General features: G+C 35.8%; 22 protein-coding genes. 15 read left to right on the plus strand and 7 right to left on the minus strand.

Annotated features, from left to right (window positions below; all coding sequences use genetic code 11):
- The first annotated feature begins 193 nt into the window (after positions 1-193).
- The 6 genes from deoC to DLD54_RS00320 all read left to right on the plus strand — a co-directional run bounded on the left by deoC (position 194) and on the right by DLD54_RS00320 (position 4,399).
- Positions 194-886, plus strand: a complete 693-nt coding sequence (deoC, locus tag DLD54_RS00295) for a deoxyribose-phosphate aldolase (protein WP_038520567.1) — start codon at positions 194-196, stop codon at positions 884-886.
- Between the two features lie 103 nt (positions 887-989).
- The gene (locus DLD54_RS00300; RefSeq protein ID WP_038520570.1) at positions 990-1,730 is read left to right on the plus strand and encodes a GntR family transcriptional regulator; all 741 of its coding nucleotides are present in this window, start codon (positions 990-992) and stop codon (positions 1,728-1,730) included.
- A 10-nt stretch (positions 1,731-1,740) separates the two neighbouring features.
- Positions 1,741-2,154, plus strand: coding sequence for a PTS sugar transporter subunit IIA (locus tag DLD54_RS00305; protein ID WP_109917845.1), 414 nt, complete (start codon positions 1,741-1,743; stop codon positions 2,152-2,154).
- Between the two features lie 20 nt (positions 2,155-2,174).
- On the plus strand, positions 2,175-2,681 hold the full coding sequence (locus tag DLD54_RS00310; protein WP_038520575.1) for a PTS sugar transporter subunit IIB: 507 nt from the start codon (positions 2,175-2,177) through the stop codon (positions 2,679-2,681).
- Between the two features lie 2 nt (positions 2,682-2,683).
- A complete protein-coding gene (locus DLD54_RS00315; RefSeq protein ID WP_038520578.1) occupies positions 2,684-3,529 on the plus strand; it encodes a PTS mannose/fructose/sorbose/N-acetylgalactosamine transporter subunit IIC in 846 nt (281 codons plus the stop codon).
- Positions 3,530-3,541: 12 nt separating this feature from the next.
- Positions 3,542-4,399 (plus strand): PTS system mannose/fructose/sorbose family transporter subunit IID, encoded by an 858-nt coding sequence (locus DLD54_RS00320; protein ID WP_109917846.1) that lies wholly within the window; start codon positions 3,542-3,544, stop codon positions 4,397-4,399.
- Positions 4,400-4,651: 252 nt separating this feature from the next.
- Here DLD54_RS00320 and alsE read toward each other — a convergent pair whose 3' ends face one another.
- Genes alsE through DLD54_RS00350 form a run of 6 tightly spaced genes read right to left on the minus strand, consistent with a single transcriptional unit; the run spans position 4,652 to position 8,913 of the window.
- A complete protein-coding gene (gene alsE, locus DLD54_RS00325; protein ID WP_109917847.1) occupies positions 4,652-5,308 on the minus strand; it encodes a D-allulose 6-phosphate 3-epimerase in 657 nt (218 codons plus the stop codon).
- A 20-nt stretch (positions 5,309-5,328) separates the two neighbouring features.
- A complete protein-coding gene (locus DLD54_RS00330; RefSeq protein WP_109917848.1) occupies positions 5,329-6,381 on the minus strand; it encodes a galactitol-1-phosphate 5-dehydrogenase in 1,053 nt (350 codons plus the stop codon).
- A gap of 9 nt (positions 6,382-6,390) precedes the next feature.
- A complete protein-coding gene (locus DLD54_RS08855; protein WP_109917849.1) occupies positions 6,391-7,215 on the minus strand; it encodes a PTS system mannose/fructose/sorbose family transporter subunit IID in 825 nt (274 codons plus the stop codon).
- Positions 7,216-7,983, minus strand: coding sequence for a PTS mannose/fructose/sorbose/N-acetylgalactosamine transporter subunit IIC (locus tag DLD54_RS08860; RefSeq protein WP_038520594.1), 768 nt, complete (start codon positions 7,981-7,983; stop codon positions 7,216-7,218).
- 22 nt (positions 7,984-8,005) lie between these two features.
- On the minus strand, positions 8,006-8,488 hold the full coding sequence (locus DLD54_RS00345) for a PTS sugar transporter subunit IIB (RefSeq protein ID WP_038520597.1): 483 nt from the start codon (positions 8,486-8,488) through the stop codon (positions 8,006-8,008).
- 5 nt (positions 8,489-8,493) lie between these two features.
- Positions 8,494-8,913 carry a PTS sugar transporter subunit IIA gene (locus tag DLD54_RS00350; protein ID WP_038520599.1) on the minus strand — a complete coding sequence of 140 codons (420 nt, stop codon included), beginning with the start codon at positions 8,911-8,913 and terminating at the stop codon, positions 8,494-8,496.
- 277 nt (positions 8,914-9,190) lie between these two features.
- Between DLD54_RS00350 and DLD54_RS00355 the strand changes: the two genes are divergently transcribed.
- From DLD54_RS00355 to DLD54_RS00395, 9 genes are all read left to right on the plus strand, one after another.
- Positions 9,191-10,210 carry a LacI family DNA-binding transcriptional regulator gene (locus tag DLD54_RS00355; protein ID WP_109917850.1) on the plus strand — a complete coding sequence of 340 codons (1,020 nt, stop codon included), beginning with the start codon at positions 9,191-9,193 and terminating at the stop codon, positions 10,208-10,210.
- An 84-nt stretch (positions 10,211-10,294) separates the two neighbouring features.
- On the plus strand, positions 10,295-10,468 hold the full coding sequence (locus tag DLD54_RS08965; protein ID WP_370448302.1) for a hypothetical protein: 174 nt from the start codon (positions 10,295-10,297) through the stop codon (positions 10,466-10,468).
- The gene (locus DLD54_RS00360; protein ID WP_109917851.1) at positions 10,461-10,952 is read left to right on the plus strand and encodes a PTS sugar transporter subunit IIA; all 492 of its coding nucleotides are present in this window, start codon (positions 10,461-10,463) and stop codon (positions 10,950-10,952) included. The genes DLD54_RS08965 and DLD54_RS00360 overlap by 8 nt, the downstream gene beginning before the upstream one ends.
- Positions 10,953-11,804: 852 nt before the next feature.
- Positions 11,805-12,701, plus strand: a complete 897-nt coding sequence (locus tag DLD54_RS00370; RefSeq protein WP_109917853.1) for an ABC transporter ATP-binding protein — start codon at positions 11,805-11,807, stop codon at positions 12,699-12,701.
- The gene (locus tag DLD54_RS00375) at positions 12,694-13,917 is read left to right on the plus strand and encodes an ABC transporter permease (protein ID WP_109917854.1); all 1,224 of its coding nucleotides are present in this window, start codon (positions 12,694-12,696) and stop codon (positions 13,915-13,917) included. The genes DLD54_RS00370 and DLD54_RS00375 overlap by 8 nt, the downstream gene beginning before the upstream one ends.
- A 358-nt stretch (positions 13,918-14,275) precedes the next feature.
- Complete coding sequence (locus DLD54_RS00380) at positions 14,276-15,169, plus strand: EamA family transporter (RefSeq protein ID WP_109917855.1); 894 nt, start codon at positions 14,276-14,278, stop codon at positions 15,167-15,169.
- A 134-nt stretch (positions 15,170-15,303) separates the two neighbouring features.
- Complete coding sequence (locus DLD54_RS00385) at positions 15,304-16,251, plus strand: ABC transporter ATP-binding protein (RefSeq protein WP_109917856.1); 948 nt, start codon at positions 15,304-15,306, stop codon at positions 16,249-16,251.
- Positions 16,248-17,018, plus strand: a complete 771-nt coding sequence (locus DLD54_RS00390) for an ABC transporter permease (RefSeq protein WP_109917857.1) — start codon at positions 16,248-16,250, stop codon at positions 17,016-17,018. The genes DLD54_RS00385 and DLD54_RS00390 overlap by 4 nt, the downstream gene beginning before the upstream one ends.
- Positions 17,018-17,797 carry an ABC-2 family transporter protein gene (locus DLD54_RS00395; protein ID WP_162542264.1) on the plus strand — a complete coding sequence of 260 codons (780 nt, stop codon included), beginning with the start codon at positions 17,018-17,020 and terminating at the stop codon, positions 17,795-17,797. The genes DLD54_RS00390 and DLD54_RS00395 overlap by 1 nt, the downstream gene beginning before the upstream one ends.
- A gap of 82 nt (positions 17,798-17,879) precedes the next feature.
- Here the strand turns inward: DLD54_RS00395 and DLD54_RS00400 are convergent, their stop codons facing one another.
- Positions 17,880-18,758, minus strand: coding sequence for a LysR family transcriptional regulator (locus tag DLD54_RS00400; protein ID WP_109917859.1), 879 nt, complete (start codon positions 18,756-18,758; stop codon positions 17,880-17,882).
- Between the last annotated feature and the right edge of the window lie 294 nt (positions 18,759-19,052).

Consider the following 19,052-nt stretch of genomic DNA (forward strand, 5'->3'; position numbering starts at 1 on the left):
TTTGCGATATTTGTATTTAATGAAAGGCCAGTGCCCAGCAATTTAAACACTGCTAATAATGGTATTTATTTTACTAAAAAAACATTATTTTAATTTTGCTCTTGACATAGACGTCTATGAATGTTTATATATAACTGTAAGCGATTACAGTAATTGCGCAAGATAAGCTAATCAATATGAAAGGTGGTTTATTATGTTAAATTTGTCGGATAAGGAATTGGCTTCTAAGATTCAACATACTAATGTTAATCCAGAATTAACGCCAGATGATATAAGAGGTTTGTGTGATGATTGCAAGCACTTTGGCTTTAATGGTGTCATGATTCAGCCGCAATGGGTCACACTTGCAAAGGAGGAATTAAAAGGTACCAACATTCAAGTTGCCACATGTATGAGTTTTCCAATGGGGGCACAAAAGACAGAAGTTAAAGTGTTTGAGGCTCAAAGATGCTTTGCGGACGGGGCAGATCAACTTGACTGGATGCCCAATGTCGGCTTCCTAAAGGCTGGTATGTATGATGAATACCAAAATGAAATTGCCGCTGTGGTCAAGGCAGCAGGCGGCAAGGTTGTTAAAATTATGCTCGAATTTGGTATGTTGACACGCGAAGAAAAGATTAAGGCAGCTGAACTTGCCAGGGATGCTGGTGCCACTTATCTGAAAAACTCTAGTGGTTGGGGTAAAGGTGGTCACGCTACCATTGATGACATCCAATTATTAAAGAGAATTGCGCAAGACAAATGTGAAGTGAAAGCTTCTGGTGGTATCAGAACCAGACAGCAGGCTCTATCTTTGCTTGAAGCAGGAGCATCATTGCTGGGTACGAGTGCAGGGCCACAAATTATCACTGGGATAAAGGGAAATGATGATTCTATAGCTGATTAATTTATTTAGCTATATTGCTTTTAGGGCGAATAGTATAATGCTTTATAATAAAAACAAAGATTATACTATAAATAAATAACTTTTAAAGAAGGAATGAATCCCTATGAGTAATATATCAATAGATAATAATTCTCCAATATCCATTTACCAGCAAATTGCGAACCAAATAAAGACAGACATTAATAAAAAAATATTAACACCCGGCGACAAAATTCCATCTGAAAAATGGTTTGTTGACAATCTGGGAGTAGCACGAGGGACTGTTAGAAAAGCGATCTCTTTATTAGTCAAAGAAGGTACTTTGGAAAAAGTTCAGGGTAAAGGAACTTTTGTGACGAAACCGCAGATTTCTTATCCTTTTGCGCAAGAATTAGTCTCGTATGCCGAAACGATGAAAGCCAAGAATATTAATTTTTCCACGCAAGTGATAGAAAAGAAAATTGTCGAGCCTACCAAAGAAATCCAGAAAAAGTTAAAAATAGATAAAGAGCAGAAAGTATTATATTTGGTACGTCTCAGAAGTGTTGAAGACACGCCGGCTATACTTACTTTTAATTGGATTTCTCTTGATAAGTGCCCGGAAATAGCAAAAGTAGATTTTAATAATGTTGCTTTATTTGCTGCAATAGAAAAAGATGCAGGAATAAAAATTAAATATGGTATCAGGAATTTTTCAGCACGTAATCTAAACAAAAAACAGGCAAAAATAATGGAATTGGCACCAAATGATGCTGCTTTAGAATTAAACCAAGTTACTTTTGCCGCAAATGATGAGCCGATAGAATGCTCCGACGCTTTGCTTAGAACTGATCAATATAAAGTCACTTCTATTTTATATAGGTAGGTTACAAATAATGAAGATATTAATTACAACACACGGGAATATGGCAAAAGGCATTTATAGCAGTTATCAAATGCTTGCAGGTTCAAACAATCAGATTAAATATTTAGGACTAAGTCCTGATGATACTGGTCAATTTAAAAAAGAACTTGCCCACATCATAGATCAAGAAACAGATGATTTATTAATCCTTTGCGATATTAAGGGTGGTTCGCCTTATAATGAGTGCTTTGCAAAATATCTTCAAAATCCGCAAAAGATTAGAGTTGTAGCGGGTCTTAATTTGCCTATGCTTTTAGAAGTCGGCTTGTCACTAACTAGCAAGCCAAGTTTAGATGAAATCACAGATTTAGCTGAAAAATTCGGTAAGGAAGGAGTTTGTGTAGCTAAAGAAACAGCGGACACAAATCAAAATATTGAATTTTAGCTAGAGGAAGGTGTTTCTCTATGGCAATAACATTAGCTAGAGTGGATGACCGTGTGATTCATGGTCAAACCACCACGAGATGGTCGAAGGAAAGACCCATAGATGGTTTCTTAGTAGTGGGTGATAAGATCATTCATGATAAACTCAGAACAAAAGTTTTAAAAGCAGCAGCTGGAAACTTAAAAGTAGGTATATTTAGCGATGATAAAGGTCCAGAAATAATTAAAAAGGGGGTACAGTCACACAAAAACTTTTTCTTAATATCAAATTCACCCCAAACTTTTGCTAAGCTTCTGCAAAACGGTGCTGATTGGGGTAATGAACTGAATGTAGGACCAATGAATACGCGTGAAGGGGCAATAGTCGTTGAAAGAACTTTAGCCCTTGATGATAAAGATTATGAAGCATTTGACTACATGTATAACCATGGCATAAATATTTCTTTTCAACTGATTCCGGATGAAAAGAAAAAAACGTGGCCTGAGGTTAGAAAACATTACGATGAGTTGAAAGCCAAGGAGGGATAAAAATGAATATGGCTCTTTTTTGGCAAGCTGCTTTAGTTGGTATTTTCGGATACTTAGGAGCAGTTGATAGTATCGTTATGGGTGGCGTTGCCTACGGGTTCTATATTTTAGGCAGACCTTTAATTGCAGGCTTCATTTGTGGTTTGATTTTTGGAGATGTTAAGGCAGGTATACTTTGCGGGTTAGCTGTACAAGCGGTTTTCATTGCGACAATGCATACTGGCGGAACTTCAAGTACGGAAATCACTTATGCTTCTTATGGCGGCATTGGTTTAGCAATGGCTACAACCAAAGACCCTGCAATTGCAGTTACCCTTGCTATTTTTATTGGTCAAACATTTGGCTTAATTTTTTATAACTTAAGAATGGCAGGTTTTTCCTATTTTAATCATAGAGCGGATCGTGATATTGACCGTTTTAATAAACATGCCCTTATTATGGACCAAGTCGTTTGGCCGCAAATTATTACTTTCTTAGTACGTGCAGTGCCAATATGGGCGGCAATTTACTTTGGCAGGGGAGCAGTTGAGGCTTTACTCAAAGTAATTCCAACGCAAATAACCAGCATTATCACGGTGCTGGGTGGCTTACTGCCTGCTCTTGGTATTGCAATGTTAATGAATATGCTGATTAAAAATAAGCTACAATTAATCTACTTTCTATTTGGTTTTGCAATGATTGCTTTTGCCAAAATGAGTACTATTGGCTTAGTATTTATTGCCGTTTTAATTGCTTATATTGTCTACCAGATATCCGGTAAAACTGGCAGCAATAATAGTAGTAATTCATCTGGCACAGCAAAAGCGATTCAAACCGAAGATGAATACGAAGATGCAGATTTATTCTAAGGAGGCAAAATAATGGCTAATCAAGATGATAAACAAACGCCAGTAGCCCAAGAGGCTAAGCCGGAGCGTTTAACTAAAAAAGAATTACGGTCAATTTTTTTAAGATATATGTTCTTGCCTGAATCTGCAATGAGCTATGAAAAGATGCACGGCGCTGCGTGGGCAGTTTCATATATGCCTTTAGGCAATAAATATTATAAAAATAATGATCAAGCCTATCAGCGCCTGCTTAAGCGGCATTCGCCTTTTTACAATACGGAGCCACAAACCGGACAACTGGTTAATGGTATTGTAGCGTCACTTGAAGAACAAATTGGTATGGGCAACACTAATGTCAGTGAGGAGATGCCCGTCGATGTTAAGGCTTCCTTAATGGGCCCCTTAGCTGGTATCGGTGATTCATTGATGCAGGGTATTCTAATTCCCACGCTCTTATCAATTGCCATGGGGTTATCTAAGGGTGGCAGTCCTTTAGGTCCGTTATTTTACATTGTAACTTATGCGGTGATTATTACTATTGTAGAGGTAATTTGCTTTAAAGGTGGCTACAAGTTAGGCGTATCTGCTGTAGATAAAATTGTTGGTGAAAGTGCTAAACGTCTGACCAACATGTTCACAGTTTTAGGTACAATTGTTATCGGTGGTCTGGCTGCTTCGACAATTGCTTTAAAAACAACCGTCAAGATTCCTTTTGGTTCACAAACCAAACCACTTGAAACTATTATTGATGGGTTCTTCCCGGGGCTATTACCTCTAATTGCAGTTTTGTTTACTTTTTGGCTGATTTCATCTAAAAGGATGAGTGCTAACAAAGTAATTCTAATATTAACTTTGGTAGCTACGGTAGGTGTACTGATTAAATTTTTATAATAGTTAATTGTAAGCAAAATAATGTAAATGATAAGCTTCAACGCTAAGCAAACGTTGGAGCTTTTTTATTTAAGATATGCGGTATAACCAAAATAGAGGGCTTGACATAAGGGGCGCAGAGCATAATTAATCAGCAGGTATTAGGTTTTCTAGTGACTGCAAGTTAAAATTAGTTGGCAAAAAATGCTCAGTGCAGCTAATCAATTAGACAGTTGCAACTGAGCATTTTTGCTTGTATAAAACTATTTAGCTTTAATTTAAGTATTTTTCAGCCATTTTGATACATTGATCTATGTCTTGCGAAAACCCGAAAAAGCCGCTGCTGCCGAGAACTAAAATATCAGAACCGGCTGTTTTGAGATCTGAATAAGTTTCGGCATTACAGGAGCCGTCAATTTGAATTTCAAAATGAAGACTATTTTGCTTACGGTAATCTTTTAGCTGGCTAATGGTTAATAATGCTTCCTTAATGAACTTTTGCCCAGCATAGCCGGGGTCTACGGTCATTACGGTAACCATATCAACCAAGTTAAGATACTGGGAAATATCTGCAATATTTTCTTCAGGATTGATAACGACGCCAACTTGCCTGTCACTTTGCTTAATGAGATCAATCAAGCGAAAGGCTTGTCCGTCGAGCTTTTCCGCATGGATATTTATTAAGTCGGTTCCAGCAGCAATTAAGTCATTGATGTAGTCTTCAGGATTGTCTACCATTAAGTGTGCATCAATAGTTTTATTAGTTAAAGGCCTGATAGCTTTGATAAAATCAACTGATAAAGCGAGATTTCTGACGTAATGTCCGTCCATAATATCAATATGATAATTATCGGTAAAAGAATTAAGTTTTTTTATATGCTCTGCGACTGTTGTCAAATTCATGCACATTAAAGATAATGATACTTTCATTGATTAAATTAGTTCCTTTCTTATCCTTTATGCTGTATTACCATCATTGATTTACATGAGAAGATTTCTTTATTGTGGATATGCTCAAATAAATCAGTTACTTCATCAATTGCTACCCTCTGGGTGATTAGATCATGGACTTTTAACTCTTTGCTATCAAGTGCGTTTCGGGTGGTTGACCATTCATCTGTAGGATATCTCTTATAAACATCATTATACACTGAAATTATTTTACCTTCTTTTCTCATTAGTTGATCGTAGGTAGCACGTTTTAAAGTCATATCTGAATGGGGATTTCCCAGCAATACTATGGTACCAAATTTTGTGATAGATTGAACGCAGTTATTGAAGGAATGTGTGTTACCGGTTGCTTCAACCACAATGTCAGCTAGCTCTCCGCCGAAGGCTTGTTGAATATTTTCTAAATTGTTTTGACCATCATTGAAGAAGGTATTGGTAAAACCTAATTTTTGTGCAAAGTTAATGGCGTCGTTATCAATATCAAATAAAGCAATATGATTTGCGCCTGCCAGCTTTGCCCATCTGGCGACCATGATGCCAATAGGGCCAGCTCCATAAACAACCACATTATCACCCAATTTTAGACCAGATTTTTGAATTGCATGTTGAGCAACAGTTGCAGGCTCAATCATTGCCCCTTCTTCATAAGAAATATTGTCTGTTAAGGGCACCAAGTTGAATACTGGTACTGCCAAGTATTCTTCAAACCCGCCGTCATTGCGTGAACCAAAGTATCTGTAATTATCGCATTGGGCATAGTCACCCGATAAGCAGGAACGGCAATGAAAGCAAGGCAAAATCGGAAAGACTGCTACTCTTTGATTTAATAATTTTTGATCAACGTTTTCGCCTAGCTCTACTACTTTTCCGGCAAATTCATGACCTATAATGGTGGGAAAATGGTAAGTGCCATTTTGGTAAACGCGGGGTAAATCTGAACCGCAGATGCCACAGGCTTTAATTTTAACTAAAACCTCGTCTTTTTTCGGACGTGGCTTTTCTTTTTCAACTAACTCTAATTTTCCAATTGATTTAAGTTCTATAGCCTTCATATTAAGCTCCTACTTGATAATTCCAAAGATATTTAAATAACTAAACGCGATACCAATGATAAAGATAAAGACAATTATCCAGTTAACATTAATCTTTTTTCTGATTAGCCAATATACGAATAATGTTAAAGCCAGCGGTACGAGCCCAGGCATCAAAGCATCCAAAACCTGACTTTGAATGTTCATGTGGACATTACCAATGTTTAACTTTAATGGCACTCTGATTGCCACCCGTGAGGCAGTCATACATCCGACCACCATTAAGCCGATCATGCCAAAAACATCGGTTAGCTTGTTAATTGTCCCTTCACGCATTATTTGTAAAATGAAGGATTTTCCCCGACTATAACCTAACTTATACATATTCCAGCCGATAACAATAAGTAAAGTTTTGTAAACTATCTCAAAGAATAGTGGTCCTAAATAGTTGCCGGCGATTGCCAATGAACAGCCAATTCCGGCTAATATCGGATAAATTATCCCTTGGCTTAAAGTATCGCCAATTCCAGCTATTGGTCCCATTAAACCTGTTCTTAGGGAATTAATAGTTTCATCCGTTATTTCTTCCGCACCGTTGGCCCTTTGTTCTTCCATAGCTGTGGCTATTCCGGGAATAACAGTTCCTATAAAAGACGGTTCAGTATTGTAAAAGATCATGTATTTTTTAAGCTCTTGTGCCTGCTTTTTGGTATCGTTGGGATAGAGCTTTCTCATTATAGGTACCATTGCGTTGGTTTGACCGAGAGCTTGCAGCCTTTCATAGTTATAAGCTGCTTCATTAGAGTATATTAAGGCCCAGTTTTTTAGCAGGTCTTTTTTAGATAATTTAGGCATTTAATTAACCTCCTTCGGGGTTTCGTTATTCTTTTTATCTTCCAGAAATCCTGTTTGATAGAATACAACTCCCATTACTACAGCTAGTGCAGTTACGCCGATAATGTCGAGCTTTAAATAAATAGTTAATAGAAAGCCTAAGAAGTAAAAAGGCATTAGCTTTTTAGTTCCCATGAAATTAAGCAGCATTGCAATACCAAGAGCAGGCATGATCGCACCTACGACCTGCATAGCTTGAACTAACGAATTAGGGATGCTGGCTAGAAGATTTCTCATAGTCCCAGCGCCAAAATAAACTAAAATAAATGCAGGAACCCCAGTTACCAGGAAATTTAAAATCCCAGAGGGGACAAAATTCATGATTCTCATTGCCCTGATATTATTTTGATCTAAGTATTTTTCGGCGCGATGGACCCAAATAGAGTTCAATGACATGGTAATTTGAAAGGTTAATATCCCAAAAAGACTAAATGGCACTGCAAAAGACACCCCCAAACTGGGTTTAGCATTTGCCAAAATAGTCATGGTGGGACCGAAAACGGCTGCAACTGGCAGGTTGCCCGGCATTGTTCCGCCTGCAGTGATCCAACCTAAATATGCTAAATTAATATATGCACCTGCCTGCATTCCCAGCATAGGTTTTCCTAAAGCCAGACCAACTAGTAATCCCGTCCATAAAGGATAAAACCAGGTCCTAGTTAATAACTGACTGGGCCACCAATTCGCGATGGTTGCAATTAAGCACACCAAAATTGCTGATACTAACATTTTTTGCCTCCTTTAAATCCCATCAATGCAGATATTTTTCAGCATCAACTTCTTTTTGATCAGGGATAATATGAATGGTTACTTTGACACCTCTGTCAATAATATTTTGCAAAGACTTTTTTTCTTCGTCGTTCATTGCAATATTGCGATAAAATGGCTGCCGGTCTTTTCTTGCACCCATTCCTCCTATAATTAATTTGCTAATATTGATGCCGCTGACAATAACTTTTTCAATTACAAGTGGTTCTTTGACTAAAATAATGATTTTATCGTCATTAAAATTGTCTAAGTCTTGCAGCTTTGTGATAGCAGTATCAGAATCAAAAACATCTACTTTAATGCCCGTAGGAGCAGACATTTTAAGTACTTCAATCATAAAATCATCTTTGGCGACTTTATCGTCAATGACAATAATGTGATTGGCGTGGGTCTTTTTGACCCAGGCGGTCATTACTTGACCATGAATTAAGCGATCATCAATTCTCGTTAAAACTATTTCTGCCATTCTTGTTACCCCTTTTTATAAAAATCAAAGTTTTGAATTTTAATGGTTTCTGCTGCCATTTGTTGCAAATGCTTGGTGAAATCATCCAGACTTTGATATTGGTTTCTGCTCAATAGTGCTTCAATCAGAATGGGCAAGTTTACGCCGCAAAAAACCTGATATTCGATATCTTTATTTAATTGTGGGTAATTTTGCACCAAAACGTTATAAGGACTGGCCCCGAACATATCACAGAAAGCCAAAACTTTTGCTCCTTTACCAAAAGATTTTAAGCTTTGATACACTCTGTCCTTAAAACCATCAATACTATCCGTTTCCGCAAATTCAACGAAACTCACTTGAGATTGCTGACCGACAATCATTTTTGCTGCTGACAGAATGCCTTCAGCGAACTTTCCGTGAGTAGCGACTAATATCCCAATCATTAAAATCTCCTCTAAAGCAAATAGCTTATTATTCATTATTATTAAAAATAGAAACGTTTCCATCAATTAGTATAAATTTAGTGTTGTATTTTTGTCAAGTATGCGTTTACAGGGCAAATATTAGATAAAAAACCAAAAATTAAAGGAAACGTTTCTATTGAAAAATTGCTTGAAACCCTGCAACATTAGTATTTGCCACACGTTGTGTTAAAATAAAAGTTACTGAGACAAGTAATTCTAATTCCTTAAATTTTCAATATATTGGTAAACAAAAAAGATGACGGATAAAAACATATCAATTCGAGAAATCGCCAAATTAAGCGGAGTATCAATCTCAACTGTTTCTCGTGTAATTAATAATAGTGGCAGTTATTCTCAAAAGACAGCCAAAAAAGTGATGGACGTAGTCAATGAATATGATTATCACGCTAATAGCATTGCCAAGGGTTTAAGGCAGAAAAGAACCAATTCAATTGGTATTATTGTGCCTAATTTAGGCAATTCTTTTTTTTCTAATTTAGTTGAATTGATTGAAAATCAATTAGCAAATCAAAATTATTCCACTATAATTTGTGATACTTCCAACAATCAAGTTAAAGAACGCAAAAGTATTGATATGCTAAATGCCCGTCTCGTTGATGGTATTATTGTCATATCTGGGCGTACTAAGTTCCAATCTGAAAGTCTTAATTATTCTGTTCCGCTAGTATATATAGATCGTGAAGCTCAGAATGATACGGACTACTATTTTATCGGTTCAGATCATTATAAAGGTGCAGCTTTAGCAACCAATAAGTTGATATCTGCACACACTAAACCTTTTTTATTTAAAAATGAGAAGGAATATCCTTCTATTAAAGAACGCATCAAGGGTTATGTTGATACCTACAAAAAACAATTTAACACTTTTGATGCAGACCGAATTTTGGTTGTTCCGAAAAGGGCAAGTTTACAGGAGGAAAGGGCAATTATTCGTTCGCGTTTACGTGGGATTTTCTCCCGATATTCTGCGCCAATTGGAATATTTGCGACCAATGATTCATTAGCTGTGAATATTATCCTAGCAGCACGTGATATTAACGTTAACGTGCCTAAGGATTTAAAAGTAATTGGTTTTGACGACGCGCCGATAGCCCAATATAGTGTCCCTGAATTAACCACTATTCATCAAGATGTGCAAACTATAGCTAAAATTGCCTGTACCAAGTTAATTGAACAAGTTACAAAGCCTAAAGCGGTAAAAAGGCCGCAGAAAATCATTGTAGATGTTTCTTTAATAGAGAGAGGGTCGGCTTAAGCTGAAACCCTAGCTTTTTGCTTAATTAAATAATTCACAAGTTCTTTTAAAACCGTATTTTTATTATGCCTGCTGTTTCAGGATATTTCCTCTGCAGAAATATTCTTAGAAAATGGAGAAAAAGTTTTTTCGTTACGGGTTTTTCCTGACCAAAAGCAAAATTATATATTTGTTAATAGTTTAAATGCTAAAACTGTAATAAAATATGAAATAAATGAATTAAGAATAATGAAAGTAGAAGGTAAGAAGAATGTTTAAGTGGTTTGGCAAAAAGCAGGAGAAAAAAGAAGATTTGACGGTCACTGCACCAATTAGTGGCAAACTTGAAAAAATTGAAGAAGTAAATGACCCGGCTTTCGCCCAGAAGATGTTGGGGGATGGCTTTGCTATTGTCCCTGAAGAAGATAAAGTAACAGTTTATGCACCTGTAAGTGGTAAAATTGAGGCACTTCCCAAAACGAAACATGCTATAGGTATTCAAACGGCACAGGGCGTCGAGGTACTTATTCACATTGGTATTGATACTGTAAACCTAAATGGAAAAGGTTTTGAAGTAGTGGTGAACCAAGATGATGAGGTAACGCAGGGACAAAAACTAGAAGTGTTTGATAAGAACGTAGTAACTGAAAATAAACTAGATCCAACTGTTATTGTTGTATTCACCAGCGGCTATGAAAAAGAAGTCAAATTGAATCAGGATAATGGTGCAGCAGTTAAAGCCAACGATTTATTAATAGGATAAACATTTTTGCTATACAAAAAACAGGTTTAATTTCTAAAATAGGGAATTAAACCTGTTTTTAAGTATTGATACTAACCTTCTAAACATTATTGACTTAACAACCATCTAAAACAATAGTGAAACTTCAAGAAATTAAATAAATTAATTTTAAAGGTTAGAACAATTATTAAGGCTATTATACCGCATAATTAAAAAACAAAGTAATAATAGCAATAACGAAATAATTTTACATTGCTTGCAATGTTTAAAAGACTATTATACAATGATAAATGTAACGAACATAGTGCTATTAACGCTAAAAGAAACGCTAATGGCTAACTTGATTAAAGTTAACAAAGAAAGAACTAGTACGACATTTTTCTTTGTTAACTTTTTTTCGATTAATTGCATAAACTTGTTTAGCTTTTTCATTTTAAGCTCCTTATAATTAAAAAACAAAGTAATAATAGCAATAACGAAATAATTTTACATTGCTTGCAATGTTTAAAAGACTATTATACAATGATAAATGTAACGAACATAGTGCTATTAACGCTAAAAGAAACGCTAATGGCTAACTTGATTAAAGTTAACAAAGAAAGAACTAGTACGACATTTTTCTTTGTTAACTTTTTTTCGATTAATTGTATAAACTTGTTTAGCTTTTTCATTTTAAGCTTCTTTTGTTTAAATTATGATAAACAACAATTTATAATAGTGATTTACTTATCTTTAATAATTTATGAATCTACTATTACAATAATTATACTACCACATAATATTTAAATTGTCAAATTAAAAAATATATTGCCACCAAATATATTATAACTTATAATTTGCTAAAACTGTTATTAGAATAAAAAGGAGGGAGCAATGCTAAAGGTAGAACATTTGAGTAAAAAGTTTGATACTTTCCCAGCGCTTCAAGATGTCAACTTTACAATTCACCCCGGTGAAATTATGGGTTTGATTGGTCAAAACGGAGCGGGGAAAACCACGAATTTTCATAGTATTTTAAACTTTCTGCACTATGAAGGAAAAATCACTTGGGAAGATCAGCCCATTACTGAAAAAACTTTTGATACTATCGGCTATTTGCCGGAAGAACGTAGTTTATTACCCAAAATGACTATTGAACAGCAAATAGTTTATTTGGCGAAGCTAAAAAACTGCCCGGCGAAAGAGATAAAACCGCAAATCGATGATTGGTTGAAACGCTTTGATGTTCAGAGCAAGAAAAGCGACAAAATAAAAACACTTTCGAAAGGTAATCAGCAGAAAGTGCAATTAATTTGTACTTTGATTCACCAGCCAAAATTAATTATTTTGGATGAACCATTTAGTGGTTTGGATCCGGTAAATGCAGATTTGCTTAAAAACGCAGTTTTAGATGCTAAAAAGAATAATGCAGCAATTATCTTCTCCAGTCACGACATGTCAAATGTTGAAGAAATCTGTGATAGTTTAATCTTGTTAAAAAAAGGACAAGTTGTTTTAAGTGGTACAGTTGACGCTGTTCGTGACTCATTTGGTAAAACGGAAATTTACTGCAAAACTACCAAGTCGCTTGCAGAATTGCAACAGCTTCCTTACGTTGAAAAAGTGGCAAAGAAGTTGCATGGTCAATATCTTTTACGAATTGACGATGAAAATAGTGGTGCGGAAGTCTTTGATGCCTTAACAAATGGAGAATATATTGAAGAATTTCGGCAACAACCACCAACACTTGACGAAATATTTAGAATGGAAGCTGGTGAACAACATGAATAAATTATGGACCGTAACTTTGCACACTTATTGGCATCAAGTTAAGTCTTGGTCTTTTCTGCTTTTGATTCTGGGTCCATTTTTCATAATTGGTTGTGGTGCTTTAGGAGGAGCTATCGGTGCTAGTTCTGATCCAGACAGTCAGATTGCAGTTATCAGTTCCAATGAGCAAGTTCGCCAAAACTTTATTAAAAATAATGATAAATATGTTGATGCTAAAATTAAAACCGCTGAATCTGCTAAAAAGGCTGTCAAAAAAGAAAAAGTTGATGGCTACTTGGTATTTGAAACGCAAAAAAACCAAGTTAAGGCCATTTATCATGGAATATCATCTATTGATGATGAACTAAAGCCCAAAGTAAAAAGCTATTTACAAGTCTTGCAGAGCCAGCTTAATTTGCAAAAGGCGCAATTGGCGCCACACCAGCTCAAAGCATTACAGCAGCAACCGCAATATAGTGAGATACTCCAGAAAAATCATCAGGGAGATAAATTGGTTAAAATGGTGTCATTAATTATTGTGATTATGGTCGTTTACATGGTTTTGATGTCCTACAGTAGCATTACAGCTCAAGAAATAGCTTCTGAAAAGGGTACGAAGATTATGGAAATCATTTTTTCCAGTACAACTGCGGCAAAATATTTTTTAGGTAAAATTTTGGGTATTTTCGGCGTAATTATTACGCAACTTTTAATCTATATTGTTGGCGGCTGGGCAACTTACCGCTGGGCATTGCATGCAAAAATTACGTCTTCTTTCATGCATAACAACCAAGCAGTCATAAATAAAATTCTGGGCAATTTGGTAAATGTCAATCTCGTTTTCCTGATTCTCGGTGTAATTATTTATACGATATTAGCAGCTTTTTCAGGAGCTTTAGTAGCTAAGCCTGAAGATTCTTCAAAAGCTGCTCAAGGTACTACGATGCTTTCCCTCATTGCATTTTTCCTGTCGTTTGCGCTTATTACTAACCCAGAACAAATTCTGCCGCAAATATTATCCTACGTGCCATTCTTTTCCTCGTTCATGATGCCAATTCGTATAATTAATGGTCATGTTGGCAATATGGAAGTTATTCTGTCGCTGGCGATTTTAATAGTAAGTATTATTGGCTTGACAATATACATTAGTAAAATCTATCAAGGCGTAATTTTACAAACAGAAGATACCAGCTTTTGGCAGAGATTAAAACGAGGACTGGCATATAGTAAAGCGTAAATAATATAAAAAAGACTAGGATGAAAAAATCCTAGTCTTTTTTAGCATATTGCTTTTAATGTTTAAACAGATTGTAGCTGGCATTTATAAACCTTAATTAGAATTCACAGCTACTTTTTTGGATTTTTAACTTGGTGTATAATAAAATAATATTCAAACCAAATACTGTATTTTTATGATTAGTCTTTACTGGATTTCATTTGAATACATTTAAACTTTGTATGTCCAATGGCTGGATTTTAGTAACTGAACAACTCATAGTTACTGGTAATAACTATTTCTCTGACTTTTTAATTGTGGCTGCAAAGACCAAAATATTAATAATAGTTTTAAACAAAATTTGTCATTCGGAGGAAGCATGATTATCAGTAATATTTGGTTGATTATTTTTGCCACTATTTCTTCATTTTCCAGGGGAATAATATCAGTTATTGACCGTTACCAAATGGGGTATCGGAAGCAAAGCTCAATTGATGTGAACTTTTTAAATAATATTTGTAGTTCGGTTTTAGTAACTTTCTTTCTAATTTACGTCCTGCACAGTTTTCCTAGTCCTAGGATAACCAATAACTATCTTATTAAAGTCCTTTTATATGCTTTTTTGGCTCAGGTCGTCGCTTATGGCTACAGTTATGTGTTCAAAAAAGTTTCAATTATGCAGTCTGTGCTTTTGAGTAAAGTGACCGATCTTTTTATTCCTTGGGCCATTTTGCTGACTATGGGTTACTTTAGCAAATCTTCATATTTAGTTTCTATTATTTCCACTGTAATAGTAGTTATTTATATTGTTTTCGAGCAGCGCCACAATAATTTAAATTTGAAAACCCTGTTGACGACTTTTGCCGTAATTGCGCCCTTATTGATTATTCAAGCTGCACTTTCGCCGTTATTAACCAAAGGCCTTATCAAACCGATTGATCTGGTCTTTTTTACTATCATGACAATTTATGTGCGCTGTTTAATTACCCTAATTACTTTTATTTATAAAAATAGAACTCTTAAAATCAGCGCTGAAAATCTTAAAGGTAAGGTTTATCTAATTTATGGTTCTCGGGCGGTTTTGACTCTTTTAGCGCAAGTAACTTATACTTTGGCAACGTCTTCACCCAACTCAAGCATTGCCTGGATCTTTTTAAACATGACCTCTTTATACAGCGTCATCTTTGGCGATATTTTCCTTAAAGAAAAGATGAAGTTCGCAGATATCTTGGTAATTGTGGCCATTTTTATCTTGGCTTTGTTTTCAAAGTAATTGCAAGAGTTTGGAAAAATAAAAATTAAGCGCTATAATGGCGCTATGATTTGGAAACGCCGGTTCAAGGTGAGTGTTGGTTTCTATATTGGGGAAGAAATCTGCACTCTGAATTAAGCATTGGGGAATAATTAATGATAATTGAAACCAAGAACCTGGCGAAACGGTATCGTAAGGTGAAAGCAGCTAAGCTGTTTCACAAAGAATATCGCATTTTTGACGCAGTAAAAAATGTTTCTCTAGAGATTTATCAAGGAGATCATGTTGGCTTAGTGGGGTTAAATGGTTCCGGCAAGTCGACTTTGATCAAAATGATTTTAGGTATTTTGCAGCCTGATGGCGGCAGTATCAAAACTTTTGACAGAGATCCGCTTAATAACAGACAAAAAAATGCGACCAAAATAGGGGTTGTGTTTGGGCAAAGAAGCCAATTACGCTGGGATTTGCCCGCAATAGACACATTCAAACTCAACCGTGAAATATATCAAGTACCGGAGGATATTTTTACAAAACGGGTAACAAAGTTAGCGCGGATGTTGCAGGCTACCGAGTTTTTAACGCAACCGGTGCGCACCCTTAGTTTGGGTCAACGAATGAAGGCTGAATTCATTGCAGCTCTTATTCACGATCCTGAACTGCTTATTTTAGATGAACCCACAATTGGACTTGACGTTCTGACAAAAAATAGTATCACGCAATTTTTACAACAATTAACTGATAAAACGATCATTTTCACTTCGCACGATCTCGATGAAGTAGCTAAAGTATGCTCGCGCATTTTAATCCTGAATCAAGGCCAGTTGGTATTAGATCAAAGTAGTCTACAACTAGCAGAATTAGATGTGCCCACAACGGTCACGTTTACCAGTGCAGATAAATTAAGTGCTGATTTAATTAAGCAATGGCCCAACATGATGCAGCTTAAAAACGGTTCATACCAGATTGCAGGCATTAAGCAAGAAAATCTGAAAGAAGTGTTAAGTACAATTACTGCCCGCATACCAGTTGCCAATATTGAAGTTAAGAGTAATAAACTGGCATATTTATTAGCGCACCTCACGCGACAGGGGGTGCAGCAATGAAATATAGGCTAATGCTCATTAAAATAGGAATAAAAAAAGGTCTAGCCTCAAAATATGCTTTGATTTTCTGGCTGTTTTCATCTTTAATTTCGCTTACCGTACAGTATTTTTTGTGGCAAGCTGTTCTAACTGGCAAGCCAAACGGTGAATTTAAACAAACAATTAGTTATTTGGTATTAATGCAGCTTTTGACCGTGCTTTTTCCTAAAACCAGCTACGATGTGAATGATAAAGTTCGTTCTGGTGATATTGCACTTGACCTGTTAAAACCAGTAGCATTTGCAACGCAGCTACTGTGGGAAAGCATCGGCTATTCAGTTGTCAAATTTGCAGTGATTGGTACAGTGGATTTATTAGTTTGTTTATGGATTCTGAATTTTCAAATTGCAGTGGGCACAATTTTAATGGTCTTAGTAACAACCACTTTGGCGTATTTATTGTATTTTGAGCTGGAACTGCTTTTAGGGACATTTTCTTTTTACACTTATAGTATTTGGGGCATCTCCACTTTTAAAGAAGCAATACTATTGGTATTAGCTGGCAATATTTTTCCGGCCAATTTTTATCCGGCAGTGATCAAAAAGTTGGCCGCTTATTTGCCATTTCAATATTCATTTGGTGCAGTAGGAATGCTGGCACAAAAGCCATCGTGGAGTTTATTTATTCAAGTAGTTTTGATTCAGCTAACCTATATTGCCCTGTTCAACGTGCTCTTTAAATTCTTGTTTAAACGCTCCGTTGTTTCGACTGTGATTCAAGGGGGTTAATAATGAGATATTTAAAATTATTAAGTACTTATTTAAAAATCAATTTAAAATCACTTGCTGTTTATGACCTGGACTTTTATTTTGCACTAGCAGGGATGATCATTCAAAACTTGCTTAATATCCTCGCTTTAAGATTTATTTTTAATATTGTGCCCCGCATTAAAGGCTATAGTTTTGCACAGCTGCTTTTAACTTATGCCTTGGCAACTTTAGCTTTTGCTATTTTTCGCTGCTTTTTTATCAATGCACTCAACATTTCTGATTATATTCATGACGGGCGCTTAGATACAATCTTAATTAAACCCGTCAATCCTTTATTTCAGCTTGTTAATGAACGAGTCGATGAAGATGCATGGGGCGATTTAATTGTTGCGCTTTTGTTGTTGATAATTGTGGATATGCAGTTACATAATCCGTGGTATATCACGGTCATGTTTATTTTTATCTCACTTTTTACTTCGCTCATCTTTTTGGGATTGGCTGTATTAGGTAATATCGTTGCACTACTTTCTAATGGTTTAGCCAACTTGGCAGAAACAACATTTGACTTTTTTGACATGAGTAAATATCCGTTAGCGATCTATTCGTCGGCTTTAAGGCTAATTATGACCTTTATCTTGCCAATCGGCTGGGTTGCTTCAATTCCACAAGAAAAAATTGCAGTTAAGCATGAGTGGGTCTGGCTACTGTTAGTTCCTGCCGCCTGTGTATTCTTTTTTATCCTAATTTATCAGTTATGGCGGGTATTTTTACAAAAATACCAAAGTACTGGCAGTTAGAAAAAGCCCTGTAGCTATTACTACAGGGCTTTTAAAGTCTATGATATTCTTTTTCTTTTCATTTTTTTGGCATTAAGTATTATTACTTAAAAATTGATTCCTGCAGTAATTTTAAAAATAATTCTGCGACTGGTGATAAATTAACTTCACGTTTCCAAACCACCCTGATAGCTTGGTGCAGCTCTGGCTGTAATTTTCTAAATGTAATGCCTGAGCCTTTAGAGGTATCAGCTAATTTATCTAGAGTGAGCATTAATGCGGCGTGATTTTTGACCATCAAGGTACCGTTAAAATTTAAATTATAGCTGCCAATAAAATTGACTGAATCATAGTAATTTCCTAGCCAGTTTTGAAAAAGGTGCATTTTTTGCGCTTGCTGCGAATTTAGTAAAGAGCGCCCTTGTAAGTCTGCCGGTCTGATCACTGCTTTTTGCGCTAAGGGATCATTAGTAGGCATTAAAATTCCCCAAGTATCTCTTTCGGGTAAGGTTAAAGAGGCGTAATTAGCTAAAGGAACGTTCCCGATAATGACTGCAAAGTCAACCGTCCCGTTATCTAGCTTGCGTTCGGCATAACTGTAGTCTCCGCTTAATAGGTGAATTTTAACAGAAGGGTGCTCTTTAATAATTGCGCTGACCACATTCATGACCCGCTGCATCCCGAGGCTTTCACCTGCAGCAATGGTCAAGTCGCCACTGACAAAAGAATCTTTTTCGATATTTCTTTTAGTTTTGGCAGTTAATTCCAATATCTCTTGTGCCTGTTCTAATAAATATTGTCCTGCTGGAGTTAAAGCCAAGCGCCGCGACTTACGGCTAAATAATTTAACGCCAAGTTCAGCTTCCAGGTCAGCAATTTGCCTTGATAACGCTGGTTGAGAGATAAGCAGCTTTTTGGCAGCACGAGTCATATTGCCTTCTTGGGCGACGGCTACAAAATAATTCAAAACTCTTAATTCCATGTTATCCTTCCTGTCTTTAATAAGCAGACTTTAATGCAAGTAAGTTATAACTATTCATGTTTAATAAGTATTTTACATAATAATAGATGTGATTAAAATTTTAAGTGTTAGGTAAAATAAGTTAATTTTTTATTTATGCCAAAATTGGCGATCTAAGAATTCATATATAAAAAGCACCTATAATGTAATTATAGGCTACTTTTTAACGATATTAGGCTGAAAAAATGAGTAAAATTGCTGCAATCAACCTAATATATTTTTTAGATAATACTTAAACTTAGATCTAAGTTTAAA

This window comes from Lactobacillus helsingborgensis (genome assembly GCF_003173695.1).
GTDB lineage: Bacteria > Bacillota > Bacilli > Lactobacillales > Lactobacillaceae > Lactobacillus > Lactobacillus helsingborgensis.